Raw genomic sequence first — 22,254 nt, 5'->3', positions numbered from 1 at the left:
GGGAAGAAGGGACTGATCGGCGTATGGCGAAACCCGGTGGTGACTGCGGACGCCCCCTCTCCCTCCGGGAGGGCTGGGGTGAGGGTGATCCCAGTGAAGGCCTTCCCCTCAACGCTTGAGCATCGCCCGCATCGCCGCCAGGGCATCATTGCCACGGGCGGCCTTCTGCTCCTGGGGGGCTTCTTCCAGGCCTTCCCATTGCAGGTCCTCGGGCGGCAGCTCGTCGAGGAAGCGGCTGGGGGTGCAGTCGATCAGCTCGCCGTACTGCTTGCGCCGGGTGGCGTAGGTGAAGGCCAGGGTCTGGCGCGCGCGGGTGATGCCCACGTAGGCCAGGCGGCGCTCCTCCTCGATGGTGTCGGCCTCGATGCTGGAGCGGTGCGGCAGGATCTCTTCCTCCATGCCCATGATGAACACATAGGGGAATTCCAGGCCCTTGGAGGCGTGCAGGGTCATCATCTGCACCCCGTCGGCGCCTTCCTCTTCCTCCTGCTGGCGTTCGAGCATGTCGCGCAGGACCAGCTTGGCGATGGCGTCCTCGATGGTCATCTGGCCGTCCTCGTCCTTTTCCAGGATGTTCTTCAGCGCATCCATGAGGAACCAGACGTTGCCCATGCGGAAATCGGCGACCTTGTCGGAGCTGGCGTTCTGGCGGATCCAGTTCTCGTAGTCGATGTCCATCACCATGCTGCGCAGGGCGCCGATGGGATCTTCGCCGGCGCAGTTCTGGCGCACGCCATCCATCCAGCGCTTGAAGCGCCCCAGGCGCTCGGTGAAGCGGGCGTCCAGGTGCTCGCCCAGACCGATCTCGTCGGCCGCGGCGTACATCGACAGGTCGCGGCTGCCGGCATAGTTGCCGAGCTTTTCCAGGGTGGTGGAGCCGATCTCCCGACGTGGCACGTTGATCACCCGCAGGAAGGCGTTGTCGTCGTCCGGATTCACCAGCAGGCGCAGGTAGGACATCACGTCCTTGACCTCCTGGCGGGCGAAGAAGCTGGTGCCGCCGGAGAGCCGGTAGGGAATCTGGTGGTGCTGGAGCTTGAGCTCCATCAGCTTGGCCTGGTGGTTGCCGCGATAGAGGATGGCGAAGTCCGCGTAGGGCCGCTGGGTCTTGAGGTGCAGGGTGAGGATTTCCAGGGCGATGCGCTCGGCCTCGCCGTCCTCGTTCTTGCAGCGCAGCACCCGGATCGGATCGCCATGGCCCATCTCGCTCCACAGCTGCTTCTCGAACACATGGGGATTGTTGGCGATGAGCACGTTGGCGCACTTGAGGATGCGACTAGTGGAGCGGTAGTTCTGCTCCAGCATCACCACCTTGAGCGAAGGGAAGTCGTCCTTGAGCTGCATCAGGTTTTCCGGCCGCGCGCCGCGCCAGGCGTAGATCGACTGGTCGTCGTCGCCCACCACGGTGAACTGGGCACGCTCCTGCACCAGCATCTTCACCAGCAGGTACTGGCTGGTGTTGGTGTCCTGATATTCGTCCACCAGCATGTAGCGGATGCGATTGCGCCAGCGCTCCAGCACCTCGGGATGCTCCTGGAACAGCTTCACCGGCATCAGGATGAGGTCGTCGAAGTCGACTGCGTTATAGGCCTTGAGGGTGCGCTGGTAGTGCAGGTAGACCACCGCAGCGGTCTGTTCCTTGGGCGTGCGCGCCTTTTCCAAGGCCTCTTCCGGCAGGATGAGGTCGTTCTTCCAGTTGCCGATGTAGTTCTTGATCTCGTCCAGGCCGTCGTCGCCCTGGTACTCCTTCTGCATGATGTCGGTGAGCAGCGCCTTGATGTCGCCTTCGTCGAAGATGGAGAAGCCCGGCTTGTAGCCCAGATGCACGTACTCGCGGCGAATGATGTTCAGCCCGAGGTTGTGAAAGGTCGAGACGGTCAGGCCGCGGCCTTCGCCGGCCTTGAGCAGGCTGGCCACCCGCGCCTTCATCTCCCGCGCCGCCTTGTTGGTGAAGGTCACGGCGCAGATGTACTGGGCGCGGATGCCGCACTGCTGTACGAGGTAGGCGATCTTGCGGGTGATGACGCTGGTCTTGCCGGAGCCGGCGCCGGCCAGCACCAGCAGGGGGCCGCTGATGTAGGCCACGGCTTCGGCCTGGCGGGGGTTGAGCTTGGACATGGCGGACCGAGGGGTGACGACGCTGGGCGGGGGATTCTACCAGCGCCGGTCCGCCTCGGTCTCAAGGCTTGGGCGGTGGCGCGACGAAGGTCAGCTGGCGCGGATAGCCGTACTTCTCCCCGGGCAGCGCCGGGCTGTCGAGAAACACCGCCATGCTGCGGCCGAATTCGTTGACGTAGGTGACGGCATAGTCCTGGCCGTCGGCCAGGCGGACGATGGCGCCGGTCTTGAATTCTTCGCGATTGCGCTCGGTGACCGGGATGGAAATGCCGGCGGCCTTGCGGTAGACGCCCTTGAGCCAATCCTGGTTGGTGAAGTCGTTGATCGGGGTGCTGAAGCGCCCCGGCAGGCGCTGCAGGTGCCGACCGGTGCCGGGGGCGTCATCCACCGTCAGCCGCCGCGGATAACCCACGGTCTCGGCATCCAGCGGCTTGCCCTCAAGGAACACTGCCAGATTGTCGCCGACGCGCTGGACATCGGTGATGGCACGCCACTCGCCGTCGCCCAGCTGCGCCTGACGACCGCTGATGAAGCCCTCGACGTTGGCTGGCGTAGCGGGAATGGTCAGACCGGCCACGCGGCGCAGCACACCGCGATCCCAGTCTTCGTTGCTGAAGTCGTTGATGGAGCTGGAGAGCAGCGGCTGGGTGGCCGGGGCGCTGTGCGGCGGTTTGGCGTTCTCGGCATGGGCCAGCGGCAGGCCGAGATAGCAGGCGCAGAGCAGCAGAAGGGAGCGAGCCAGGCAGGTGGGCATAGCGGTCATCCTTAACGCAGGTTTCTTGTCGATCCCATACCGGGAGTGGGCGATAGACCCCTGATGTCTCCCGGCGTTTGGCGAGCGCAATGCAAAGCGGCAATTTTTTCCCCGCTCGGCGCCGGACGGCAAGGGCTGCGTTACCCTGGGGCTTTTCCCACCGGAGTCCATCCATGAATTCGACCCTTGCCGCCGTGCCCCTGGCCAAGGCCTATCGGCTGCTCAACCATGGCCCCACGGTGCTGGTCAGCGCCGCTCACGACGGCCGGCGCAACGTCATGGCCGCGGCCTGGGCCATGGCGGTGGATTTCGAGCCGGGCAAGGTGGCGGTGGTGCTGGACAAGCAGACCTGGACCCGCGAACTGTTGGAAGCCGAGGGCAGCTTCGTGCTCAGCGTGCCCTGCGCGGCCCAGGTGGATCTGGTGCAGACGGTGGGCAATACCACTGGCCGGGAGCTGGACAAGTTCGCCGCCTACGGCATCGAGACGCTGGCGGGTGAAAGGGTCGGTGCGCCTTTGATCGCCGGTTGCGTGGCCTGGCTGGAATGCCGGGTGCTGCCCGAGGCGCACAACCAGCAGGGCTACGACCTGTTTCTTGGCGAGGTGGTCGCCGCCCGGGCCGATACCCGGGTGTTTCGCGAGGGGCGCTGGGATTTCCGCGGTCAGGACAGCCTGCGCACCCTGCATCACGTCGCCGGTGGTCACTTCCTGGTGATCGGCGACGGTATCCAGGGACAGCTGCTCACGCCCAAGGCCTGAGTCGGACGACGCCAGCGCTGGCGTCGTCGGGTCCGGGGTCAGACGCGGAAGCGCGCGACCATCTGCTGCAGATCGCCGCCCAGGCGGGCCAGTTCGTTGACCGAGGCCGCGGCATGGGCGTTGGCAGTGGCGGACTCCTCGGCCAGGCCGCTGACCTTGACCACGTTGCCGTTGATCTCCTCGGCTACCAGGCTCTGCTCTTCCACCGCGGTGGCGATCTGCTGGTTGAGGCTCTGGATCTCCGCCACCGTCTGGTAGATGACGTCCAGGGCGCGCTCGGCGTCCTGGGCCAGGGTCACGGTGCCCAGGGTACGGTCACGGCTGGCCTGCATGCGCGCACTGGCTTCGGTGGTGCCCTGCTGCAGGGTGGCGATGAGTTCGCCGATTTCCTGAGTGGATTCCTGGGTCCGCTGCGCCAGGGACCTGACCTCGTCGGCCACCACGGCGAAGCCGCGGCCCTGTTCGCCGGCGCGGGCCGCTTCGATGGCGGCGTTGAGCGCCAGCAGGTTGGTCTGCTCGGCGATCGCCTTGATCACGTCGATGACGCTGCCGATGCGACCGCTGGCGGCGTCCAGGCGCTCCATGGCCGCGCCCAGGCCCTGCACCTCTTCGGCGGCCAGGGTGATTTCCTGGGCCGCGCGCTTGACCGTACGGCTGCCTTCGCGCGCCATGTTGTCGGCGTTCTGCGCGGCGCTGGAGGCGTTGGCGGTGTTTTGCGCCACGTTGTGCACCGTGGCCGCCATCTCGTTCATGGCGGTGGCCACCTGGTGCATCTCGTCACGCTGCTGGGTGGCGCCACGGCTGGTCTGGACGCCAAAGGCCGAGAGTTCGTCGGCCGCGCTGCTGAGTTGCCCCACGCCGCTGGCGATGCCACCGACGAGCTGGCGCAGGTCAGCGGCCATGGCCTGGGTGGTGCGTTGCAATTCGCCCAGTTCGTCACGGCGGGTCACCGCGTCGCTCGGGGTCAGGTCGCCGGCGGCGACGCGCTTGAGCATGGCCATGGCGGTCGCCAGCGGCTGGGTGATCTGGCGGGCGATCAGCCAGGCGGCGGCGATGCCGATGAGCAGGGCGATCAGGCTGGTCAGCAACAGCTTGAACAGGGCGGCCTGGCGTTCGGCGGCGGCGGACTTGAGCTGGCCCTCGCCCAGTTGATCCAGCAACTGCACCAGCTTGTTGCCCTGCTCCTGCAGGCTGGCGACCGTGGCCTGGGCCTGGCGATTCTGCGCGACGATGGATTCGAAGAAGGCGCGATAGCGGGTCACGTCCTGGGTGGCGCTGTAGAGGCGGGCGGCGGTGTCGCCATCGATCTGCTTCTGGGCGCTGGCCAGGGTCTGGAGCAAGCCGTCGATGACCTTGAGCGTCGCCTGGGACTTGCTGTCGTCGGGGGTGCCGAGGAAGCGGCGGATGGCCAGGCGCACGCCGACCATCTGCGCCTTCATCTCGGCCACGGCCTTGAGGTCGGCGGTGCTGTAGCTGCCACCCGGCGCGAAGACCAGGTCGAACAACTGGTCGAAGGTCTCGGTGACGTTATCGGAGACCCGGGTCAACTCCTTCTGGGCCTCGGCGCTGGTCTGATTGGACTGCTGCAGGGCGGTGAAGCGCTCCTGGTAGGTCTTCATCTCCTGCTGAATGCTGTGCAGGATGGCGACGTTGGCCGGGTTGCTCAGCAAGCTCAGGCCCTTGGCGACATCTTCCGCGACCACGGCCAGATCGGTCTGCTGCCGAGCGACGCTGGCGGCACTGGGATCGAGCAGGTAGTTCTTCTCGTCGATCCTGACGTTGAGAATGTGGGCTTTGAGCTCACCGCTGTAGCGCGTCTTGGTGATGCGATCGAGCAGGGTGTTGGCGGTGAGATAGCCGAACAGGGCTACCACCGTCACCATGACCAGCAGGGCGCCGAAGCCCAGGGCCAGCTTCTTGGAAATGCCGAGATTGCTCAGCCAGGAGGCTTTGGAAACAGACATGGGAGTACCGGAAGAGAGGTCGAAGACCCCCTTCATCGGCCGTCCCGATCGATACTTGAAAGCCGCACGTCAGGGCCGGTCGCCAGGCTAGCGGCCTGCTGCCGACCGGCGGTGGCGCCGGACGCCGTCAGGCGGTTTCGCGGCTGTTCACGGGCACTGGCAATTCCAGTTCCAGCACCGAGATAAGCGCCTTCTGCTGGCGCTCGTTGAGCTGGCGGAAGCGCTGCAGCAGCAGTTGCTCGCTGGCATTGAGCAGGTCGTCGTCCGCTTCGCCCTGCTGCTGCTCCAGAACCCCATCCTGCACCAGGCTGCGTTCCAGCCAGGCGACGATCTCGGTGTTCATGCTGTGGCGATGGGAGCGGGCCACGGCAGCGATGCGTTCACGCATGCCATCGGGCAGGCGGACGACGAATTTTTCCGTGGGGATTCCAGCGGGAGCGCGGTGGACGTAAGGCATGGCGGACCTCCAAAAAACGGGGTGGCTGACGTCAAAGCGCCGACAACAGCAGTCGACCGGCGAAGAAAACCAGCACCAGGCCCATGGTTCTCTCGAACCAGTGGCCCAGGCGCAGGAAGGTCTGGCGAACACGTGGACTGGAAAACAGCAGGCTGACCAGGGCGAACCAAGCGGCGTTGACCGCGCACATCCACAGGCCATAGAGGCCCTGGACGGTCAGCGGCGTGCTGCCGCTGACCACGGTGGTGAAGATGGCCAGGAAGAACAGGGTGGCCTTGGGATTGGTGGCGTTGGTCAGGAAGCCGGTCAGGAAGGCCCTGCCGGGTGACTGCCGCTGCAGGTCGGCCTGCTGCCACTGGCTGTCGTCCAGCGGTGCGGCGGTGGGCTTGCTGCGGATCAGGTTGAAGCCCAGCCAGAGGATGTAGGCGCCGCCGACCACCTTGGCGACCCCCAGCAGCCAGGGCGTGGCGTGCATCAGGGCGCCGATGCCGAGCAGGGTGTAGAGCACGTGCACGGAGATGCCGGCGCCGATGCCCAGGGCGGTGCAGAGACCGATCAGGCGGCCGAATCTCACGCTCTGGCGCACGGTCACGGCGAAGTCCGGCCCCGGCGCCAGTACGGCGAGGAAGTGGATGGTGGCCAGGGCGAGGAATTCGCTCAGGTAGGGGGACATGTCAGCTCCAGTACGTGAGGGGTTCGGCCGCCCCGCGATAGCCGACGAAGCACGACAGCGACAGGCGTGGCTGATCGTTGCCGGGGGTCACGGCGTGCATGCGGCGGGAATTGAAGAGGATCAGATCGCCCGGTTCGGGGCGGAGGGTCAGGCAGGGTGGGCCGAGGCGGTCGGGCTCGATGCCGTAGCTGTCGCCGCGCAGGGCGTCGAAGGCCTCCGGCGACAGCTCGCGCGACCAGAGTTGCAGTTCGCCGCCCAGGCTGGGCATGGTCAGGTAGACGTTGCAGGCCAGCTGGGCGACCAGGCTTTCGGCTTCCTCGCTGCCCGGCGCGTCCTTGGCGAAGATGTCGTGGTGGGCGAGAAAGCGCACTCCGGGCTTCACCACCCGCGACAGGCCGACGTACATCTTGCGGCCCCAGAGGGTCTGCAGGTGGGCGCCGGCGGGCCAGACCTCGTCGAGGGTGCAGCGCACCAGGTCGATGGGATTGAGGTAGGGGCGGCAGCGCCTGCGCAATTCTTCCAGGTTGCTGGCGACGCTGGCGAAATAGTCGTCCATCTGCGCGCGCTGGTGTTCCGCCTCGTAGAACGCCATGCCGATGCGACCGATGCTGGGGGCATTGGTATAGGTGGCGAAGCCGTTGCCGAGGATCTGCTGGCCGAGGTCGTCGGCCAGCGGGCGCGGCACGAAGCGGCGCACACGCACGGCCAGCAGGCGTTCTTCGGTGAGACGGAGCAGGCTCTCGGTGTCGAGAGCGTCGAGTTCGAGCAGCATGGCGCCTCCTTTCGACGGGTGAGGTGGGCGGTGGATCAAGCGCCAGCCATGTCGTAGCTCACCAGCAGGCGCCCCTTCTTTTCCTTGACGCCCAGGGCGCTCAAGGCCCCGACGCTGCGCAGGGAGCGCACATGGGTCCCGCCGCAGGCATAGCGCGCCACATCCTCGCCAAAGCGCACCTGGCGCTGGCCGTCGGCCTGCACCTCGATCTGCAGCGGCAAGTCTTCTTCCACCAGGGCGTCGAAGTGCGCCTGCAGGGATTCGGCGTCCAGCGCGACGGTTTCCTCGCCCGGGACGAATTCGATGCGGCCTTCACCCGGCCAGTGATGGGCCTTGACCGGCTTCCAGCCATGGGTCTCGCCGATGTGGCCGAGCAGATGCCCGGCGGAATGCAGCCGCGAATGCAACAGGCGGCGGCCTTCGTCGACCCGCGCCAGCACGCGGCCCGGCGCCAGGGGACGGTTGGTGTGGTGCAGAATGCGCTCGCCGTCCTGGACCACCCGGGTCACCTCGGCAGTGCCGATCCAGCCCGTGTCGCTGGGTTGCCCTCCGCCCTGGGGATGGAAGGGCGTGGCGCGCAGTTCGACGACATAGCCTTCCTCGGCGGCGCTACAGGCGTGGACCTCGACCTCGGCGATCAGGCTGTCGCTCAGGAAATACAGGCGCTCGGTCATTCGTCTTACTACTCTTGGAGAACGAGAAACGTCCTCATTCTAAAGAGTGCGCGCAAGGGTGATAATCCACCCTCTCTCCAAAGGAATTTTGCGCTGTGAGCATAAATCTTCCCCTGCCACTGTTCAGCGAGATGGCCATCTTCGTGCGGGTGGTGGAGAGCGGCAGCTTTTCTGCGGCGGCCCGCCAGCTGGGTCTGACCCCGTCTTCCACCAGTCGCAGCGTGGCGCGCCTGGAGAAGGCCCTGGGTACCCGCTTGCTCAATCGCAGCACCCGCAAGCTGCGGCTGTCGGAGGCGGGGGAGGAGGTCTATCGGCGTTGCAGCGACATGGTTGGCGCCGCCCGGGCGGTACTGGAGGTCAGCGGTCAGTTCAACCAGGCACCGGCCGGCATCGTCCGGCTGTCGGTGCCCAAGGCGGTGGGCAGCACGGTGATCCATCCGCACATGGCCGAGTTCCTGCGCCGCTACCCGGCGGTGGACGTGCAACTGCTGCTGGAAGACCGCCAGGTCGACCTGATTGACGAGAACGTCGACCTGGCCATCCGCATCACCGACCGCCCGCCGCCTGGGCTGGTGGGTCGCCAGCTGCTCACCATCGAGCACCTGCTCTGCGCCACGCCGCAGTACCTGGCCGAGCACGGCCAGCCGGCGCACCCGCGCGACCTGGCTGGGCACAGCTGCATCTACCTGGCGGAAGAGCCGGCCGATTCGCGCTGGAAATTCCGCCAGGGCGCCAAGGTGGTTCACGTCAACGTGCGCGGGCGCTACGCCGCCAACCACACCGGGGTACGGTTGGACGCGGTGCTCAACCACATTGGTATCGGCAGCCTGCCGCTGTTCACCGCTCAGGCGGCCCTGGCCCGCGGCGAGATCGTCCAGGTGCTGCCGGAGTGGTCCTTTCTGCCGCACTACCAGGGTGGCGCCTGGCTGCTCTATCCGGCGACGCGCCACCTGCCGCCCAAGCTCAAGGTGTTCATCGACTTCCTGGTCGAGCGCCTGGGCGATCAGGCGCTGCGCCCGGGGCAGGGCGCGGCCGCGCTGCCCGAGCAGCGCTTCCAGGAATTGACCATCGGCAGCTAGGGCGCTGCCGATCCGCCTTTCGTGATGCTTTTCACAAGTCCTGTTACAACTGGCATCATTAGGTGAAACGATTCACCTAACGTTTCTCTGCCTGCCGCATCGTGCTTTTCCCTGGGCCATGCTCCCCCACGGCCCGCCCGCGCGGGTGGATCTGGCCGCTGCCGCGATCCTTGCCCTGGCAAAACAAGAAAGGATTTCCCATGCTCGCTTCTTCACCCTCGCTAGCCACTCCCGTGGCGGCCACCCCGCGCAAGGGGCTGGTCGTGCTCATCGCCGTGATCGCCGCCCTGGGCGGCCTGCTGTTCGGCTACGATACCGGCATCATCGGCGTCGCCCTGCTCGGCCTCGGCCGCGAATTCGCCATGGACGACACCGTCAAGCAGCTGGTGACCGGCGCCATCATCTTTGGCGCCCTGTTCGGCTGCCTCGGCACCGGCCCGATCTCCGATCGGCTCGGCCGGCGCAAGACCATCATCGGCGTGGCCCTGGTATTCGCCCTGGGGTCGGTGCTCTCGGCACTGTCGCCCAACGTCACCCTCTTGATCCTGTCGCGCTTCCTGCTCGGCCTGTCGGCCGGCAGCTCCACCCAGATCATCCCGGTGTACATCGCCGAGGTGGCGCCGCCGGAGCACCGCGGCAAGCTGGTGGTGCTGTTCCAGTTCATGGTGGTGTTCGGCATCACCGTGGCCTATTTCACCGGCTTCGCCCTGGACGAGCACTGGCGCTGGATGTTCGGCCTCGGCCTGGTGCCGGCGCTGATCCTGCTGGCGGGCATGGCGGTGCTGCCGGAGAGTCCGCGCTGGCTGCTGGTCAAGGGGCGTGAACAGGATGCCCTGGCCGTGTTGGAACGGGTGCGCGGTGGCAAGGCCGCGGCCGAGGCCGAACTGGCCGAGATCAAGACCGTGAGCAACGCGCCGGAGGGCAGCTGGAGCGATCTGTTCTCGCCGTGGGTGCGACCGGCGCTGCTGGTGGGGGCGGGCATCGCCATGTTCTCGCAGATCACCGGCAACAACGCGCTGATCTATTACGCACCGACCATCCTCACCCAGGCCGGTTTCTCCGACCAGACCGCGGTGCTGGCCACCGGCTGCAGCACCATCCTGGTGGTGATCATGACCGTGGTCGGCAGCTTCCTGGTGGATCGCATCGGTCGTCGTCGCTACCTGCTGACGCTGATCCCCGGCTCCATCATCGCCCTGGCCATCATGGGCTATCTGTTCCAGGGTGCCGGTCCCCAGACCGAGGTCGAGCGCTGGACGGTGGTGGCCTGCCTGGCCGCCTACCTGATGCTCAACTGCGGCGGCTTCGGCGTCTGCATCTGGCTGATCAACGCCGAGGTCTATCCATTGTTCGTGCGCGGCAAGGGCGCCAGCGTCGGCGCCTTCAGCCACTGGGGCTTCGACCTGCTGGTGACCCTCACCACCCTGAGCCTGGTGACCCAGCTGGGCGCCGCCCACACCTTCTGGCTCTATGCCGGCATTTCCCTGGTGGCCCTGCTGTTCATCTGGCGCCTGGTACCGGAGACCAAGGGCAAGAGCCTGGAGCAGATCGAGCACGACCTGCGCGAACGGCGCTTCTTTCCCTATCAGCGGAAGGGCTGAACGCGAGCTCCGGTGCTAGGGTCGCAACAGGAGCGGAGCTCTATCTCCGCTCCTGTTCGCCTGTGCCGGAGTCCTGCCATGCGCCCCCTGACCCTCGACCTCGAGCTACTGGCTGCCGCCCTCGACAGCCGGGAGCGAGGTACTCACTTCCTCGATCTCGAAAGCGGCGCCCTGCGCCTGCTCGACCCGGACGACCTCAGTCTGGAAGAGCGCGAGGAACTGGAAGATCCCGAACGCTACCTGCCGTTGCCGCGGCTGACCCAGGACGACCGCCTGGAGCTGCGCGAAGCCTTTCTGCACCAATTGCGTCATCCCCACGCCCAGCCACTCTTGCGCGCTGCCCTGGAGAGCCGGCGGCCGATCCGCACCTTCGACTACGAGCTGGAGCTCTTCCCCTCGGTACGCGACGCCTGGCAGGCCTTCGCCCTGAGTCGCCTCAAGGAAGAACTGCTGGTGCTGCTGGACGAAGCTGGCCTGGAGGCCCTGCCGGCGGATGGCCGGATGCCGCTGCCGGAAGACATGCCCGAAGGCATCCGGCGGCGGTTGGAGAAGGGGCAGGGGCGATAGGGCTTGCCGCCCCGATGGTCAGCTGAACACCCTTAGTTTGACGAAGCGTCCGGCAGCATGCCGGCGCTACGCATGAGGTCCGGCAGTCCTTGCTCTTCGATGGCGTAAACGCCGCGCTCAGCTTTCCAGATCAATGCCTTTTCCTGCAAAGCAGCCAGGGCCTGCTGTACGTTCTGCGCGTAGGCGGCCTCCTGGGCCTGGGCCTCGCTCATACCGGCGAGCTGTAGCATTTCTGCGTACTTGCCAAGAGTTGCCAATTCGAAAGGCGCATAGTCCTTGCCCTGGACCGCCATCACCTTCAGTACGGCCGCTTGAATCGGTGTGAGGCTGCGAATCACGGCTAGAGCGCTCTCGGACATCTCTCGCACGTGCTCGTCGACGGCTTCAGCAAAAGCGACATTGCCCACTGCAGCATCATCGATCATTGAGTATTCGAGTAACTCACGGGCCGCTTGCAATGCCTCGGGGCGATAGCCCGCTTCGACGAATTTACTCCAGACTACTTCTGGATCAAGGGTGAAATCGAGCCTGGACTGCGCGCAGAACCAGTCCACATAGCCTCTGTCGAGATGGGGGAAGTTGACCAGCGGCGCATTGAAGAAGGCTTGGTCGCGGCTGTTTCTGAGCATTGCCAGCTTGTCCCGGCTGGAACCGGTGCAGATAAGTCTCAGGCCGTGATGGTGTGAGCCGTTCAATTCGTCGCGAGCCGCCTTGAGGGCGAAGAGCGTGTTGCTGCCAGCCGCTGTGGTCACGGCATGCTGAGCTTCGTCGATAATGAGCACTATCGGCTTGCCGAGACTGTCGGAAAGCGCTGCCAGCGCAGCGGCCAGGGTTACGCCCTTGGCTTTGCCAATGCTGCCGGTATCTATCTCGACCCCACCCACCTTGAGTTTCACCACGCCGCTTTGCTTGGTCAGCTTGGCGATCAGACCAAGATTGCGCTCGATGGCAACCTGAACCGCTTGATTGATCAACTCAGCCGGATCAGTCTGTCGATTCGACCAGAGATCGACGTAGATCACCTCGGCACCTGCGAGCTGGAGTGCGGGCGCCAGATCTTCCCGCATGAAGGTGGTCTTGCCGGTTCGCCGTGGCGCCGCCAAAAACAGACCGGGATGCGGCGGGTCTGCCATGATCTTGGCAGCATAGGTAGTAGCCATGGCGTGTCGGTGATAGAAACGCTCGGGCATCGACAACTCCCAATTCAAGGCGATTAAAGTCGATTATAGATCTTTATAGATCTTTATAGATCGCTGCCCTGAAGCCTACTTTAGTGCTGGTCATGTCCGTGCCGATAGAGCTTGAGCTCCACCATCAGGTCGTCGGTGAGGGTTTCCAGATGGGCCTGCAGGGTTTCGAGGGCCAGGTCCGCCGGCAGTGCCAGCAGGGCGGTGGCATGGAACAGCACCTCGCTGCTCATGGGGGCCGGGCGCGTCTCGGTGGACAGCCGTTCGACGTTGACCCCGACCTGATGCAGCGCCCGGGTGATGTCGCGGACGATGCCGACGCGGTCGTTGCCCAGGAGGTCGAGCTGCACCAGCGGCGCACCCACCGCAGCCGGCTGGCCGGGTTCGCCGACCAGGATGCGCAGACCGGGAATGGCCAGCTGTTGCAGGGCCTCCACCAGGCCATTGCGCAATTCCGGCTCCACTTCCACCGAAAGGATCCCGGCGAACTGGCCGGCCAGATGGGCCATGCGGCTTTCCAGCCAGTTACCGCCCTGGGCGGCCACGCAGTCGGCCAGGGCTTCCACCAGACCGGGGCGATCGGGGGCGATGACGGTCAGGACCAGGTGTTCCATGGTGGGCTCCAGGGCAGTCAGAGAGAGCCCCGAGTCTAGCCCGCCCTGGAGCGCGGGCCTACTGGATGTCTTCGGGTTTGACGATCACCCAGTGCTGGTCGGCGTTGACCGCTACGCTGGCCTTGGCCTGGCCCTCGGCGTTGCTCTTCATCATCGCCTCGATCTGGGTGCGGTACTTGGCCTTGCGGTCGATCCACAGGTGGATGCCGTTCTTGGCGGCGTCCACGCCCTGGAACAGCATGGGACCGTCGCTGACCGGGGTGTCGCCGCCGACCAGGATGGGCTTCTTCCAGGGATCGATGTAGGTGAGGATGGCCGCGTACTTGCCGGCGAACCAGGTGGCCGGGGTCCAGAGGTAGGGGGTGACCTGCAGCCTCAGGTTGGCCTGGGGATCGTACTTGCCTTCGGCGATCTGCTTGCGGGCGGTGGTCAGGGCGCCGGTGGCCGGGTCCTTGAGCAGGGTGGTGACGCCAATGACATTTTCCGGCTTGACGCCATAGCCGTAGCGCGGATCGGCGGCCACCATGCGCACCAGCTCTTCGTGGGCGGCGCTGATCACATAGACCTCGATACCGTTCTCCATCAGCTTGCGATAGAGCTCCTGCTGGCCGGTGAAGGGCTTGGGTGGATTGATCTCCACCGTCTCGACCTTATCGTCCTTGCCGTAGTAGGTGGCGGGGATCGGCTTGCCGTAGGCCATCAGCTCGTCGACATAGCCCTTGAGCTGCTGCAGGGTGAAACCGGAAAACACCTGGGCGACCCAGGGATAGCAGACCAGGTCATCGATCTCGCAGAGCCGGTAGTAGTAGCTGTTGAGGCTTTCCTGGTGGCCGCCGACGTCCTTGAAGGGGATCAGCTTGAGCGAAGGATCAAGGGTCTCGCGGGTCAGCACGCCCTTCATTTCCAGGAAGGGCAGCAGGGCTTCCTCCAGGTCGTAGCGATAGCTGGTGTTGTCCATGTCGAACACCGCGTAGTTGCCCTTATTGGCATTGGCGGCGATCAGGGCATCGAGTTGGCGGGCGGCGTCGGCTGGCCAATGGGTCAGCTCGGTGGCAGCGGCGGTCAGCGACAGCAGACCACCGGCCAGACCGGCGAGAAGGCGGGGAAGGATGGGCATCGGCGGGCTCCGGCACAGCGACCGCCCAGTGCGGTCGCCTGCCGCAACCCTAGCAAAAAGCTGTTACAGATCAGGGTGAGGGACGACCTGTCCGGATGCGAGAGCGGCACAACGTGCCGCTCTGCGACAACCTCCTCAGGCGGTAGCGGCCTTGAAGCGCGGCTGGGCGTTGCCCTTGAACAGGGTCAGGGTCGCGACCAGGCCGAGCACGGCGGCCAGGGTCAGCCACATGCCGGGGGCGGCCTTGTTGCCGGTCTCCTGGATCAGCCAGGTGCAGACCATGGGGGTGAAGCCGCCGAAGGTCGCGGTGGCCAAGCTGTAGGCCAGGGAGAAGCCGGTGGTGCGCACATGGGCCGGCATCACCTCGGTCAGGGCTACCACCATGCCACCGTTGTAGGTGCCATAGAGGAAGGACAACCACAGCTCGACCATCAGCAGGCGCGAGAAGCCCGGGGCGTGGGTCAGCCAGATCATCGCCGGGTAGGCGGTGAGGATGGCCAACACAGTGGCGAAGATCAGCAGCGGACGCCGGCCGACGCGATCGCTCAGGGCGCCCATCACCGGCAGCCAGATGAAGTTGGACACGCCCACGCAGGCGGTCACGATGAGGCTGTCCAGGGCGGTCAGGTTCAGCTCGTGCTTGCCGAAGGTCGGGGTGTAGGCGGTGATCAGGTAGAAGGAGGCGGTGGTCATGGAGACCATGGCCACACCGGCCAGCACCACGCCGAAGTTCTGGCGGATGGAGGTCATGGTCTCGCGGAAGGTCGGGCGATGCTTGCGTGCCTCGAATTCCGGGCTTTCTTCCAGGGAGCGGCGGATCATGAACAGGAAGGGCACGATCAGGCAGCCGATCAGGAAGGGAATGCGCCAGCCCCATTCACCCATCTCGGCGGGCGACAGCCAGTGGTTGAGCAGCGCGCCCAGCACGCCGGCGAAGACCACCGCGACCTGCTGACTGGCGGATTGCCAGGAAACGAAGAAGCCCTTGCGGCCCGGAGTGGCGATTTCCGACAGGTAGACGGACACGCCGCCCAGTTCGACGCCAGCGGAGAAGCCTTGCAGCAGGCGGCCGAGCAGCACCAGCAGCGGGGCGGCGACGCCGAGGGTGGCATAGCCCGGCACCACGGCGATCAGCAGGGTACCCAGGGCCATCAGCGCCAGGGTGACGATCAGGCCGTGACGCCGACCGTGCCGGTCGATGTAGGCGCCGAGGAAGATGGCCCCCAGGGGACGCATCAGGAAGCCGGCGCCAAAGGTGGCCAGCGACAGCATCAGGGAGGCGAGTTCGTTATCGCCGGGAAAGAAGGTCTTGGCGATGGCCGTGGCATAGAAGCCATAGACCATGAAGTCGTACATTTCGAGGAAGTTTCCGCTGACGACGCGGAACACGGATTTGGCTTTCGAGGTGGTGGCCATGACTGCTAGCTCGGATTGGGTTTGTTATGGAGACAGCTCGCGCAAGGCGCCCAGACCTCTCATGGGTGGGTCGCACTATTTGTAACCTTATGTGTTGCAAAAGCGCACTGGCAAGCTGAATCGGACCGCAACCCCCGAATTTCATGGGTTTGAAAGGTTATTGAAAGCTTCGCGACATTACGTCTGGAAATTATTGTCCAGTTGACAAGATGTCGCAGTTCAGGACGCGAACATTTGCCAGAAGGCCGCCCCGACACCGGCCAGGCTTTCCCCGGCGATGAGTCCCGCCGCGGCCGCTAGGGCGAAGCGCTCGGCCAGGCGCGGCGCCCGCCAGCGCACCAGGGCGGTGAGCAGGGCGCCGAGGGTCATCATCAGCGACACCGAGGCCGGCAGGATGAAGGCCAGGCCCAGGGCTGCAGAGCTGGGCAGCCAGTGCGCGTGGCGGGTAGGCAGCAGGGCTTCGGCCAGGCCCAGCAGCACGCCGGCCAGGGCACCCAGGACGATGCCCAGGCGCATGGCGTCATCCAGGGCGCCCAGGCCCTGGGTCAGGGTTTCCGCCACCGCCTTCCACTGGGCCACCGCCGGTGCCGGCCAAGCGGCGCTGAGCAGGAGCGCCTGGGGGTCGGGAATCAGCAGCCGATAGGTGAGCACCCCGGTCACCGCGCCCAGGGCGATGCCCAGGCACTGAGCCACCACCTGCTTGGCGGGCGTGGCGCCGATGGCCTGGCCGACCTTGAAATCGTTCATCAGGTCGGTGCTCTGGCCAGCCGCGCCACCGGCGGTGTTGGCGCCCATCAGGTTGATGTTGACCTGGCCAGGGGCAGCCAGGCCAAAGGTCAGCTGCGACAGCTGGCCGATGGCGCCAATGGGGGGAATGCCGGTGGCGCCCACCACCCGCGCGGCCATGGCGGCGAGAAACAGCGCCAGGGGCAGGGCGAGCAGGGCCAGCCAGGGATCGATGCCGAACAGCCGCACCTGCAGCACCACCACCAGCAGAGCCGCCACCAGCAACAGCGCCAGTGGCCAGGCACGGGGTCGCTGCCAGCCCTGGCGCTGCCGTTCGCCGCGCGGCAGGGTGATCAGCCGTACCGCCAGGGAAGCCAGGGTGGCGCTGACCATCAGGCTCACCCCCGGCCAGAGCAGCCATTGCACCAGGAAGGCGTATTGCGGGCCGCTGGCGTCCGCCGGCAGCGCGGCGACGCCGCTGGCCAGCAGCCAGGGCGCTACACCGCCCCAGGCCAGCAGAGTGCCGAATAGCAGCGACAGCCCGACCCTGAGGCCGATGATGCCGCCAAAGCCGAGCAGCAGCAGCGAGGGATCGAAGCTGAAGGTCAGCCGCTCCAGCGCGGGCGAAGGCGCCGCTCGCGGGAGCATCCAGGCGAAGGTGTCCACCAGTTTGACCGCCGCCGACAGCGTCAGGGCGCCCAGGAGCACCCGCAGCCGGGCCAGGGCCTCGGCGCCGCTGGCATAGACCTGGCGCAGCGCCTCCAGGGTGGCCAGGCCCTCGGGAAATCTCAGACTGGCATCGGCCAGCAGCAGGGGGCGCAGATACCAGGCCACCCAGATGCCGAGAAAGCTCACCGCGAACACCCAGCCCATCAGCGGCAGGGTCGGCAGTTCCTGGCCGGTCAGCAGCGTATAGGCGGGGATGGGCGCCACCAGCCCGCCGGAGACGATGCTGGCGGCCGCCGAGGCTACGGTCTGGTTGATGTTGCTCTCGTGCAGCGTCCAGCCCGGTTGCTGCAGCCGGCGGCCCAGGCGATGCCAGAGGCCGTAGCTCACCAGCAGGGCGATGATCGACATGTTGAACGACCAACCGATCTTGAGCCCGGCATAGACGTTGGCCGGGGTCAGCAGGATGCCCAGCAGCGCGCCGGTGAGCAGCGCCCGCGGACTGAGTTCGCGTTCCACGGGCAGCGGCAGGTCGGTTGCGGCGGCGTTGGCAGCGGGCAAGGGGGCCTCCTCGGTCAGGCGATCACGGCGTGGTCAGGGGACCTCACTCCGCGCCGGTTGGTTCGCCCGTTCAGGGATGCCGCTCGATCCAGGTCTGCCGCACCGCCTCGATCAACTGGCGCAGCCCTGGCGGGGGCTGGCGCCGACTCGGGTAGTAGATGCACAGGGGCGCACCGGGCGAGGCCCAGTCCGGTAGTACCTGCTCCAGGCGGCCGTCGCGCAGCTCCGTGGCCACCCGCCATTCCAGACAGTAGGCCAGGGCCAGGCCATCGAGGGCGGCCTGGATCGAGGTCTCGGTCTCGTTGACCGTGAGCGGGCCCGGCACGTCCAGCGTGCGGGTCGTGGCGCCGCTGCCCAGTTCCCAGCGATAGAGGGCGCCATTGCCCAGCCGCAGCCGCACGCAGCGGTGCTCGACGAGATCGTCCGGCCGCTGCGGCCGACCGTGGCGGGCCAGGTAGTCAGGGGCGCCCACCACGATCCAGCGCAACTCGTCGGTGAGCGGCAGGGCGACCATGTCCTGGGGCACGGTGTCGCCATAGCGGATGCCGGCATCGAGGCCGTCGGCGACGATGTCCACCGGACGATCCTCGACGCTGATGTCCAGCTGCAGTTGCGGATAGGCCGCCAGTAGCCGAGGCAGGGTCGGGGTCACCAGCAGGCGCGCCGCATCCCGCGGCACGCTCAGGCGCAGGCGACCGACCGGGGCGTTGCGGTGCTGGTCCAGCTCGCCCAGGGCCTCGCCGATGAGGGTGAAACCCTGTTCGAGCTTTTCCGCCAAGGCCGCGCCGGCCAGGGTCGGCACCACCGAGCGGCTGGTGCGATTGAGCAGCTTGACCCCCAGGCGGGTCTCCAGTTGGCGCAGGGCATGGCTCAGCGCCGACGTGGTGACGCCCAGTTCGATGGCGGCCTGGCGAAAGCTGCGCCGGCGCACCAGGGCGACGAAGACGTTGAGATCGGCCAGTTCGCCGCGGTTCAGCGTTGGCATGCACAACCCTCACGCGATAAGGATCAAGAGTTCGTTGAGCCCCATTCAACGCCTTTTGAATTAGCCTCACAAGGCTAACTCTTCCGACTGGCGTCTTCGCCTGGAGCTCCCTATGACTGAAACCCTGCGCATCCCCGGTATCGATACCCCTGTTTCCCGTATCGGCCTCGGCACCTGGGCCATTGGCGGCTGGATGTGGGGCGGTACCGACGAGGCCCGCTCCATCGAGACCATCCGTGGCGCCGTCAAAGGCGGCATCAACCTGATCGACACCGCCCCGGTGTACGGCTTCGGTCGTTCCGAGGAGATCGTCGGCAAGGCCCTGGAAGGTATCCGCGACCAGGCGGTGATCGCCACCAAGGTGGCCCTGGAATGGCCCAACGAAGAGGTGCGTCGTAACGCCAGCGCCGCGCGCATCCGCCAGGAGGTGGAGGATTCCCTGCGGCGCCTGCGCACCGATCGTATCGACCTCTATCAGGTGCACTGGCCCGATCCCCAGGTACCCCACGAGGAAACCGCGCGTGAACTGGAGCGCCTGCGCCAGGAGGGCAAGATCCTCGCCATTGGCGTGAGCAACTATTCGCCCGAGCAGCTGGAAGCCTTCCGCCAGTTCGCCAACCTGTCCACCGTGCAGCCGCCCTACAATCTCTTCGAGCGCGCCATAGAGACCGATGTGCTGCCCTATGCTCAGCGTCACGGTCTGGTGGTGCTGGCCTATGGCGCCCTGTGTCGCGGGCTGCTGTCCGGACGCATGAACGCCGAGACCCGCTTCGACGGCGACGACCTGCGTCAGGGCGATCCCAAGTTCCAGGCCCCGCGCTTCGCCCAGTACCTGGCCGCGGTGGAGGCCCTGACCGCCTTCGCCCGCGAGCGTCATGGCAAGTCGGTGCTGGCCCTGGCGGTGCGCTGGATCCTCGATCAGGGGCCGACCATCGCCCTCTGGGGTGCGCGCAAGCCCGAGCAGCTGCAGGGGTTGGACGAGGCCTTTGGCTGGCAGCTGTCCGCCGAGGACCTGGCGGCCATCGACGCCCTCCTCGCCGAACACGTCAAGGATCCGGTGGGCCCGGAATTCATGGCGCCGCCCTTACGTTGATCTGCCGGCGCGGGCACCCTGGCCTCGCGCCGTTGCCTAACCTACTCAGCCACAAGAGGTGAGCATCATGGCCAAGCGCGACGATCTCGACCATAAGCCGGAAAACGCCGGCAAGGTCGGCGAGACCCACAAGGAACTCAATCAGGGCGGTGAAGAACAGCGCCCGCAGAACGACAAGCGGCCCGAGCAGCCCAAGGAAAATCCGGATCCGGGTTACTGAGGCGAGTACTGAAACGAGCAAAGGCGCACGGGCCAGACCTGTGCGCCTTTGCTGTTTGTGGCCGGGGTCCTTTGCTGACCCCGGCAGTCTTGCCGGGTTAGACGCTGCGCGGCGGGGTGGCCATGCCGCTCTCGTCGCCCACGGCACCAGGCGTGTTGCCGTGGGCAGCGGTACGACCGACGTTCATGCCCGCGGTCGCCTGAGTGGCTCCCAGGGTACTGCCGGTGCCAGCGGTTGGGGAGCCCGCCATGGACTCGACGCCCGCGTCGGGATCGTTAACCAGGTGGCTGGGCGACGGTCCTGTACCGGCGTGCTGATCCCGGTCATGACGGGGCTGGTGCGCATCGCTCGCCACGTCGCGCCCCGCTGCCTTGACCTGCTCGTAGCCGCTGCTCGCCGCCTGCTTGGCCTTGGCGGTCAGCTTGTCGCTGTGCTTGCCCAGCGTGCGATCCTCGGTCTCGGTGCGCGGCAGCGAGGCTCCCAGCAGGGCACCGAGGGCGATGCCCAGTGCGCCTACCACCAGCGGCTGTTCGCGCAGCAGGGTATCGAAGGTGCCCTTGAGCTGTTGCGCCTGGGCGCCCAGGGCGTCCTTGGTCTGAGCCGCGGTATCGCTCAAGCGCTCACCCGTCTGGGAGGCCTTGGCCGATACGCTTTCGCCCAGGCCGGTCACCTTGTCGCGTACGTCGTGACTGCCGCGGTTCAGGGAATCACGGGTATGGCCGGCACTGCTGGCCACTGAATCCATGGCCCCCGTCAGCTTGTCCTTGAGCGGGGTGCCCGGCGCGGCCGGCGCCGGGGTGCGGTTCTGGCCCAGGGCCAGCCACAGCAGACCCACCGAGGTCAGCACCGCCGGGACCGGATTGGCCTTGAGGGTGTTGCCCAGATTATGGGCGAACTCCCCGCTGTGCCCCTTGGTGTAGGACAGCGCCTGGTCGAACAGCTGGCCGGGCGACAGGCGGCTTTCCAGCGCGCCCACCAGGTCTTCGATGTGTCCGCGCTTCTGGTCGATCTCGCGTTCGAGTTCCTCGGGATTCTTTCTGGATTCCTGATCGATCTGGTCGGTGATGCTCATTGTGCGGCTCTCCGTACGGCGTCCTTGTCCTTCTGCAGGCTGTTGACGGTGCGATCAGGGGTGAAGTGGGACGGTTCGAATTGCTTCTTGCCCGACTGCAGCATGATGAAGCCGATCACCATGACCACGGCGCCCACCAGCAGGGCGGCGGCCCAGGGCGTGAGGTACTGGGAGAGAAAGTAGACGACACCCATCAGCAGCACGATGAAGCCGGCCAGCAGCACGATGGCACCGGCGGCGACCCCGGCCACACCGGCCTTGGTGGTGCGCAGGGATTCGCCCAGTTCGGCCTTGGCCAGCGCCAGTTCCTTGGTGAACAGCGCCGGGACCTCATGGACCAGCTGCTTGACCAGGCCGACGACCGAGGTATCGCCTTCGGTGGGGCGCGGAGTGGAATTCTCGTTGATCATGGCTGCTTGCCTCCGCTCAGGGTGGGTCGATCCAGCTGGCTGGACGAGGTACCGGTGTTCAGGCTGCTGTCGCTGCGCGCCGGATTGATCGCCGCGCCGCCGATGGGGTCGCCACCACGGGTCGTGGTCGGGGTATGGAGGTCAGGACCCTTGGGAATGTTGTTGGTGTGGATGACATCGGCACCCGCCGCCGGCTCCGCCAGTTCGTTTTCCGCCGCGACCGAGGGCGTGGTCAGCGAAGGCACCTCGTCGGGGCCGCTGACGCGCGAGCTGCTGCCGGTATCCGGCTGGCTGGAAGCCTTGAGAAAACGCGACAGTCCAAAGCCGATGGCGATGCTGCTGGTGAGGAACAGGGCCGGATTGTCCCGCGCCAGGGTGCCGGCCTGGTGCAGCAGCTGCTCGGCGCTCTTGCCGCGCAGGTCCTCGGCCAGGCCGGTCAGGCTTTGCGCCATGTCGCTGACATAGTGCGCCAGGCCCAGGGTGTCCTTGTCTTCCAGTTCGTCGGCGGCCGCCTGGGCGCTCTGGGCGATGGCGCCGAGCTGGTCGGCCGCGCTATCGCGATAGTGTTCGTAATGCGCAGCGCCTTCTTGCTTGGCGTCTTGCACCGTGTCCCGAGCGACCTCCTTGAGGTCGTGCAGATGGGCTTCTGCCGTAGAGCCGTCCTTGGCCTGCGAGGGGTGTCCCTGAGCGGAATCGAGAGGCGTCGTCATACGCTGGTACCTATGTGCAGAACCTTGTCTTGGCCGGCAGAGAACTCTCGGCGACCGTTC

22 protein-coding genes and 1 pseudogene are annotated in these 22,254 nt (G+C 66.3%); 6 read left to right on the top strand and 17 right to left on the bottom strand.

The window, feature by feature from the left end; all coding sequences use genetic code 11:
* Window positions 1-108 precede the first annotated feature (108 nt).
* The gene (gene rep / locus C722_RS0107340) at window positions 109-2,118 is read right to left on the bottom strand and encodes a DNA helicase Rep (protein ID WP_017639881.1); all 2,010 of its coding nucleotides are present in this window, start codon (window positions 2,116-2,118) and stop codon (window positions 109-111) included.
* Window positions 2,119-2,179: 61 nt separating this feature from the next.
* On the bottom strand, window positions 2,180-2,872 hold the full coding sequence (locus C722_RS0107335; RefSeq protein WP_017639880.1) for a hypothetical protein: 693 nt from the start codon (window positions 2,870-2,872) through the stop codon (window positions 2,180-2,182).
* A gap of 173 nt (window positions 2,873-3,045) precedes the next feature.
* Between C722_RS0107335 and C722_RS0107330 the strand changes: the two genes are divergently transcribed.
* Complete coding sequence (locus tag C722_RS0107330) at window positions 3,046-3,630, top strand: flavin reductase family protein (RefSeq protein WP_017639879.1); 585 nt, start codon at window positions 3,046-3,048, stop codon at window positions 3,628-3,630.
* A 38-nt stretch (window positions 3,631-3,668) separates the two neighbouring features.
* Here the strand turns inward: C722_RS0107330 and C722_RS26965 are convergent, their stop codons facing one another.
* The 6 genes and pseudogenes from C722_RS26965 to C722_RS0107305 all read right to left on the bottom strand — a co-directional run bounded on the left by C722_RS26965 (window position 3,669) and on the right by C722_RS0107305 (window position 8,170).
* A complete protein-coding gene (locus tag C722_RS26965; RefSeq protein WP_371099774.1) occupies window positions 3,669-4,394 on the bottom strand; it encodes a methyl-accepting chemotaxis protein in 726 nt (241 codons plus the stop codon).
* Window positions 4,368-5,513, bottom strand: a pseudogene (locus tag C722_RS26960) (methyl-accepting chemotaxis protein); the annotation flags it as partial. The gene C722_RS26965 and the pseudogene C722_RS26960, both read right to left, overlap by 27 nt.
* A gap of 208 nt (window positions 5,514-5,721) precedes the next feature.
* On the bottom strand, window positions 5,722-6,051 hold the full coding sequence (locus C722_RS0107320; RefSeq protein ID WP_037063379.1) for an Arc family DNA-binding protein: 330 nt from the start codon (window positions 6,049-6,051) through the stop codon (window positions 5,722-5,724).
* A 31-nt stretch (window positions 6,052-6,082) separates the two neighbouring features.
* A complete protein-coding gene (locus C722_RS0107315; protein WP_017639876.1) occupies window positions 6,083-6,724 on the bottom strand; it encodes a LysE family translocator in 642 nt (213 codons plus the stop codon).
* A gap of 1 nt (window position 6,725) precedes the next feature.
* On the bottom strand, window positions 6,726-7,496 hold the full coding sequence (locus tag C722_RS0107310) for a 2OG-Fe(II) oxygenase (RefSeq protein WP_017639875.1): 771 nt from the start codon (window positions 7,494-7,496) through the stop codon (window positions 6,726-6,728).
* A 35-nt stretch (window positions 7,497-7,531) separates the two neighbouring features.
* On the bottom strand, window positions 7,532-8,170 hold the full coding sequence (locus C722_RS0107305; RefSeq protein WP_017639874.1) for a hypothetical protein: 639 nt from the start codon (window positions 8,168-8,170) through the stop codon (window positions 7,532-7,534).
* A 95-nt stretch (window positions 8,171-8,265) separates the two neighbouring features.
* On the opposite strand from C722_RS0107305, the gene C722_RS0107300 reads away from it, so the two are divergent.
* The 3 genes from C722_RS0107300 to C722_RS0107290 all read left to right on the top strand — a co-directional run bounded on the left by C722_RS0107300 (window position 8,266) and on the right by C722_RS0107290 (window position 11,417).
* Window positions 8,266-9,249: a LysR family transcriptional regulator gene (locus C722_RS0107300; RefSeq protein ID WP_017639873.1), complete on the top strand. Its 984-nt coding sequence runs from the start codon at window positions 8,266-8,268 to the stop codon at window positions 9,247-9,249.
* 200 nt (window positions 9,250-9,449) lie between these two features.
* Complete coding sequence (locus tag C722_RS0107295; protein WP_017639872.1) at window positions 9,450-10,850, top strand: sugar porter family MFS transporter; 1,401 nt, start codon at window positions 9,450-9,452, stop codon at window positions 10,848-10,850.
* Window positions 10,851-10,928: 78 nt separating this feature from the next.
* A complete protein-coding gene (locus C722_RS0107290) occupies window positions 10,929-11,417 on the top strand; it encodes a UPF0158 family protein (RefSeq protein ID WP_017639871.1) in 489 nt (162 codons plus the stop codon).
* Between the two features lie 32 nt (window positions 11,418-11,449).
* Here C722_RS0107290 and C722_RS0107285 read toward each other — a convergent pair whose 3' ends face one another.
* The 6 genes from C722_RS0107285 to C722_RS0107260 all read right to left on the bottom strand — a co-directional run bounded on the left by C722_RS0107285 (window position 11,450) and on the right by C722_RS0107260 (window position 18,689).
* Window positions 11,450-12,607, bottom strand: coding sequence for an AAA family ATPase (locus C722_RS0107285; protein ID WP_017639870.1), 1,158 nt, complete (start codon window positions 12,605-12,607; stop codon window positions 11,450-11,452).
* An 80-nt stretch (window positions 12,608-12,687) separates the two neighbouring features.
* The gene (locus C722_RS0107280) at window positions 12,688-13,218 is read right to left on the bottom strand and encodes a glycine cleavage system protein R (protein ID WP_017639869.1); all 531 of its coding nucleotides are present in this window, start codon (window positions 13,216-13,218) and stop codon (window positions 12,688-12,690) included.
* Between the two features lie 58 nt (window positions 13,219-13,276).
* Window positions 13,277-14,335 carry a phosphorylcholine phosphatase gene (locus C722_RS0107275; RefSeq protein ID WP_017639868.1) on the bottom strand — a complete coding sequence of 353 codons (1,059 nt, stop codon included), beginning with the start codon at window positions 14,333-14,335 and terminating at the stop codon, window positions 13,277-13,279.
* 135 nt (window positions 14,336-14,470) lie between these two features.
* Window positions 14,471-15,751 (bottom strand): MFS transporter, encoded by a 1,281-nt coding sequence (locus C722_RS0107270; protein WP_017639867.1) that lies wholly within the window; start codon window positions 15,749-15,751, stop codon window positions 14,471-14,473.
* 219 nt (window positions 15,752-15,970) lie between these two features.
* Window positions 15,971-17,704: an OPT family oligopeptide transporter gene (locus C722_RS0107265; RefSeq protein ID WP_017639866.1), complete on the bottom strand. Its 1,734-nt coding sequence runs from the start codon at window positions 17,702-17,704 to the stop codon at window positions 15,971-15,973.
* 70 nt (window positions 17,705-17,774) lie between these two features.
* Window positions 17,775-18,689, bottom strand: coding sequence for a LysR family transcriptional regulator (locus C722_RS0107260; RefSeq protein WP_017639865.1), 915 nt, complete (start codon window positions 18,687-18,689; stop codon window positions 17,775-17,777).
* 112 nt (window positions 18,690-18,801) lie between these two features.
* On the opposite strand from C722_RS0107260, the gene C722_RS0107255 reads away from it, so the two are divergent.
* Window positions 18,802-19,782 carry an aldo/keto reductase gene (locus C722_RS0107255; protein WP_017639864.1) on the top strand — a complete coding sequence of 327 codons (981 nt, stop codon included), beginning with the start codon at window positions 18,802-18,804 and terminating at the stop codon, window positions 19,780-19,782.
* Between the two features lie 67 nt (window positions 19,783-19,849).
* Window positions 19,850-20,002: a hypothetical protein gene (locus C722_RS26420; protein ID WP_017639863.1), complete on the top strand. Its 153-nt coding sequence runs from the start codon at window positions 19,850-19,852 to the stop codon at window positions 20,000-20,002.
* A gap of 97 nt (window positions 20,003-20,099) precedes the next feature.
* Here C722_RS26420 and C722_RS0107245 read toward each other — a convergent pair whose 3' ends face one another.
* From C722_RS0107245 to C722_RS0107235, 3 genes are read right to left on the bottom strand one after another with little or no spacing between them, the layout of a single operon-like run.
* On the bottom strand, window positions 20,100-21,074 hold the full coding sequence (locus tag C722_RS0107245) for a DUF3618 domain-containing protein (RefSeq protein WP_017639862.1): 975 nt from the start codon (window positions 21,072-21,074) through the stop codon (window positions 20,100-20,102).
* Window positions 21,071-21,484, bottom strand: a complete 414-nt coding sequence (locus C722_RS0107240) for a phage holin family protein (protein ID WP_017639861.1) — start codon at window positions 21,482-21,484, stop codon at window positions 21,071-21,073. Before C722_RS0107240 ends, C722_RS0107245 begins: the two co-directional genes overlap by 4 nt.
* On the bottom strand, window positions 21,481-22,194 hold the full coding sequence (locus tag C722_RS0107235; protein WP_026083705.1) for a hypothetical protein: 714 nt from the start codon (window positions 22,192-22,194) through the stop codon (window positions 21,481-21,483). The genes C722_RS0107240 and C722_RS0107235 overlap by 4 nt, the downstream gene beginning before the upstream one ends.
* Window positions 22,195-22,254 lie beyond the last annotated feature (60 nt).

This window comes from Pseudomonas sp. 313, from assembly GCF_000316965.1.
GTDB lineage: Bacteria > Pseudomonadota > Gammaproteobacteria > Pseudomonadales > Pseudomonadaceae > Chryseomonas > Chryseomonas benzopyrenica.
This window is presented reverse-complemented; position numbering and strand designations above follow the sequence as displayed.

Bases quoted from the DNA above. Each gene is read 5' to 3' on its own strand.
- rep (WP_017639881.1), bottom strand. From the start codon at position 2,118: ATGTCCAAGCTCAACCCCCGCCAGGCCGAAGCCGTGGCCTACATCAGC.
- C722_RS0107335 (WP_017639880.1), bottom strand. From the start codon at position 2,872: ATGCCCACCTGCCTGGCTCGCTCCCTTCTGCTGCTCTGCGCCTGCTAT.
- C722_RS0107330 (WP_017639879.1), top strand. From the start codon at position 3,046: ATGAATTCGACCCTTGCCGCCGTGCCCCTGGCCAAGGCCTATCGGCTG.
- C722_RS0107320 (WP_037063379.1), bottom strand. From the start codon at position 6,051: ATGCCTTACGTCCACCGCGCTCCCGCTGGAATCCCCACGGAAAAATTC.
- C722_RS0107315 (WP_017639876.1), bottom strand. From the start codon at position 6,724: ATGTCCCCCTACCTGAGCGAATTCCTCGCCCTGGCCACCATCCACTTC.
- C722_RS0107310 (WP_017639875.1), bottom strand. From the start codon at position 7,496: ATGCTGCTCGAACTCGACGCTCTCGACACCGAGAGCCTGCTCCGTCTC.
- C722_RS0107305 (WP_017639874.1), bottom strand. From the start codon at position 8,170: ATGACCGAGCGCCTGTATTTCCTGAGCGACAGCCTGATCGCCGAGGTC.
- C722_RS0107295 (WP_017639872.1), top strand. From the start codon at position 9,450: ATGCTCGCTTCTTCACCCTCGCTAGCCACTCCCGTGGCGGCCACCCCG.
- C722_RS0107290 (WP_017639871.1), top strand. From the start codon at position 10,929: ATGCGCCCCCTGACCCTCGACCTCGAGCTACTGGCTGCCGCCCTCGAC.
- C722_RS0107285 (WP_017639870.1), bottom strand. From the start codon at position 12,607: ATGCCCGAGCGTTTCTATCACCGACACGCCATGGCTACTACCTATGCT.
- C722_RS0107280 (WP_017639869.1), bottom strand. From the start codon at position 13,218: ATGGAACACCTGGTCCTGACCGTCATCGCCCCCGATCGCCCCGGTCTG.
- C722_RS0107275 (WP_017639868.1), bottom strand. From the start codon at position 14,335: ATGCCCATCCTTCCCCGCCTTCTCGCCGGTCTGGCCGGTGGTCTGCTG.
- C722_RS0107270 (WP_017639867.1), bottom strand. From the start codon at position 15,751: ATGGCCACCACCTCGAAAGCCAAATCCGTGTTCCGCGTCGTCAGCGGA.
- C722_RS0107260 (WP_017639865.1), bottom strand. From the start codon at position 18,689: ATGCCAACGCTGAACCGCGGCGAACTGGCCGATCTCAACGTCTTCGTC.
- C722_RS0107255 (WP_017639864.1), top strand. From the start codon at position 18,802: ATGACTGAAACCCTGCGCATCCCCGGTATCGATACCCCTGTTTCCCGT.
- C722_RS26420 (WP_017639863.1), top strand. From the start codon at position 19,850: ATGGCCAAGCGCGACGATCTCGACCATAAGCCGGAAAACGCCGGCAAG.
- C722_RS0107245 (WP_017639862.1), bottom strand. From the start codon at position 21,074: ATGAGCATCACCGACCAGATCGATCAGGAATCCAGAAAGAATCCCGAG.
- C722_RS0107240 (WP_017639861.1), bottom strand. From the start codon at position 21,484: ATGATCAACGAGAATTCCACTCCGCGCCCCACCGAAGGCGATACCTCG.
- C722_RS0107235 (WP_026083705.1), bottom strand. From the start codon at position 22,194: ATGACGACGCCTCTCGATTCCGCTCAGGGACACCCCTCGCAGGCCAAG.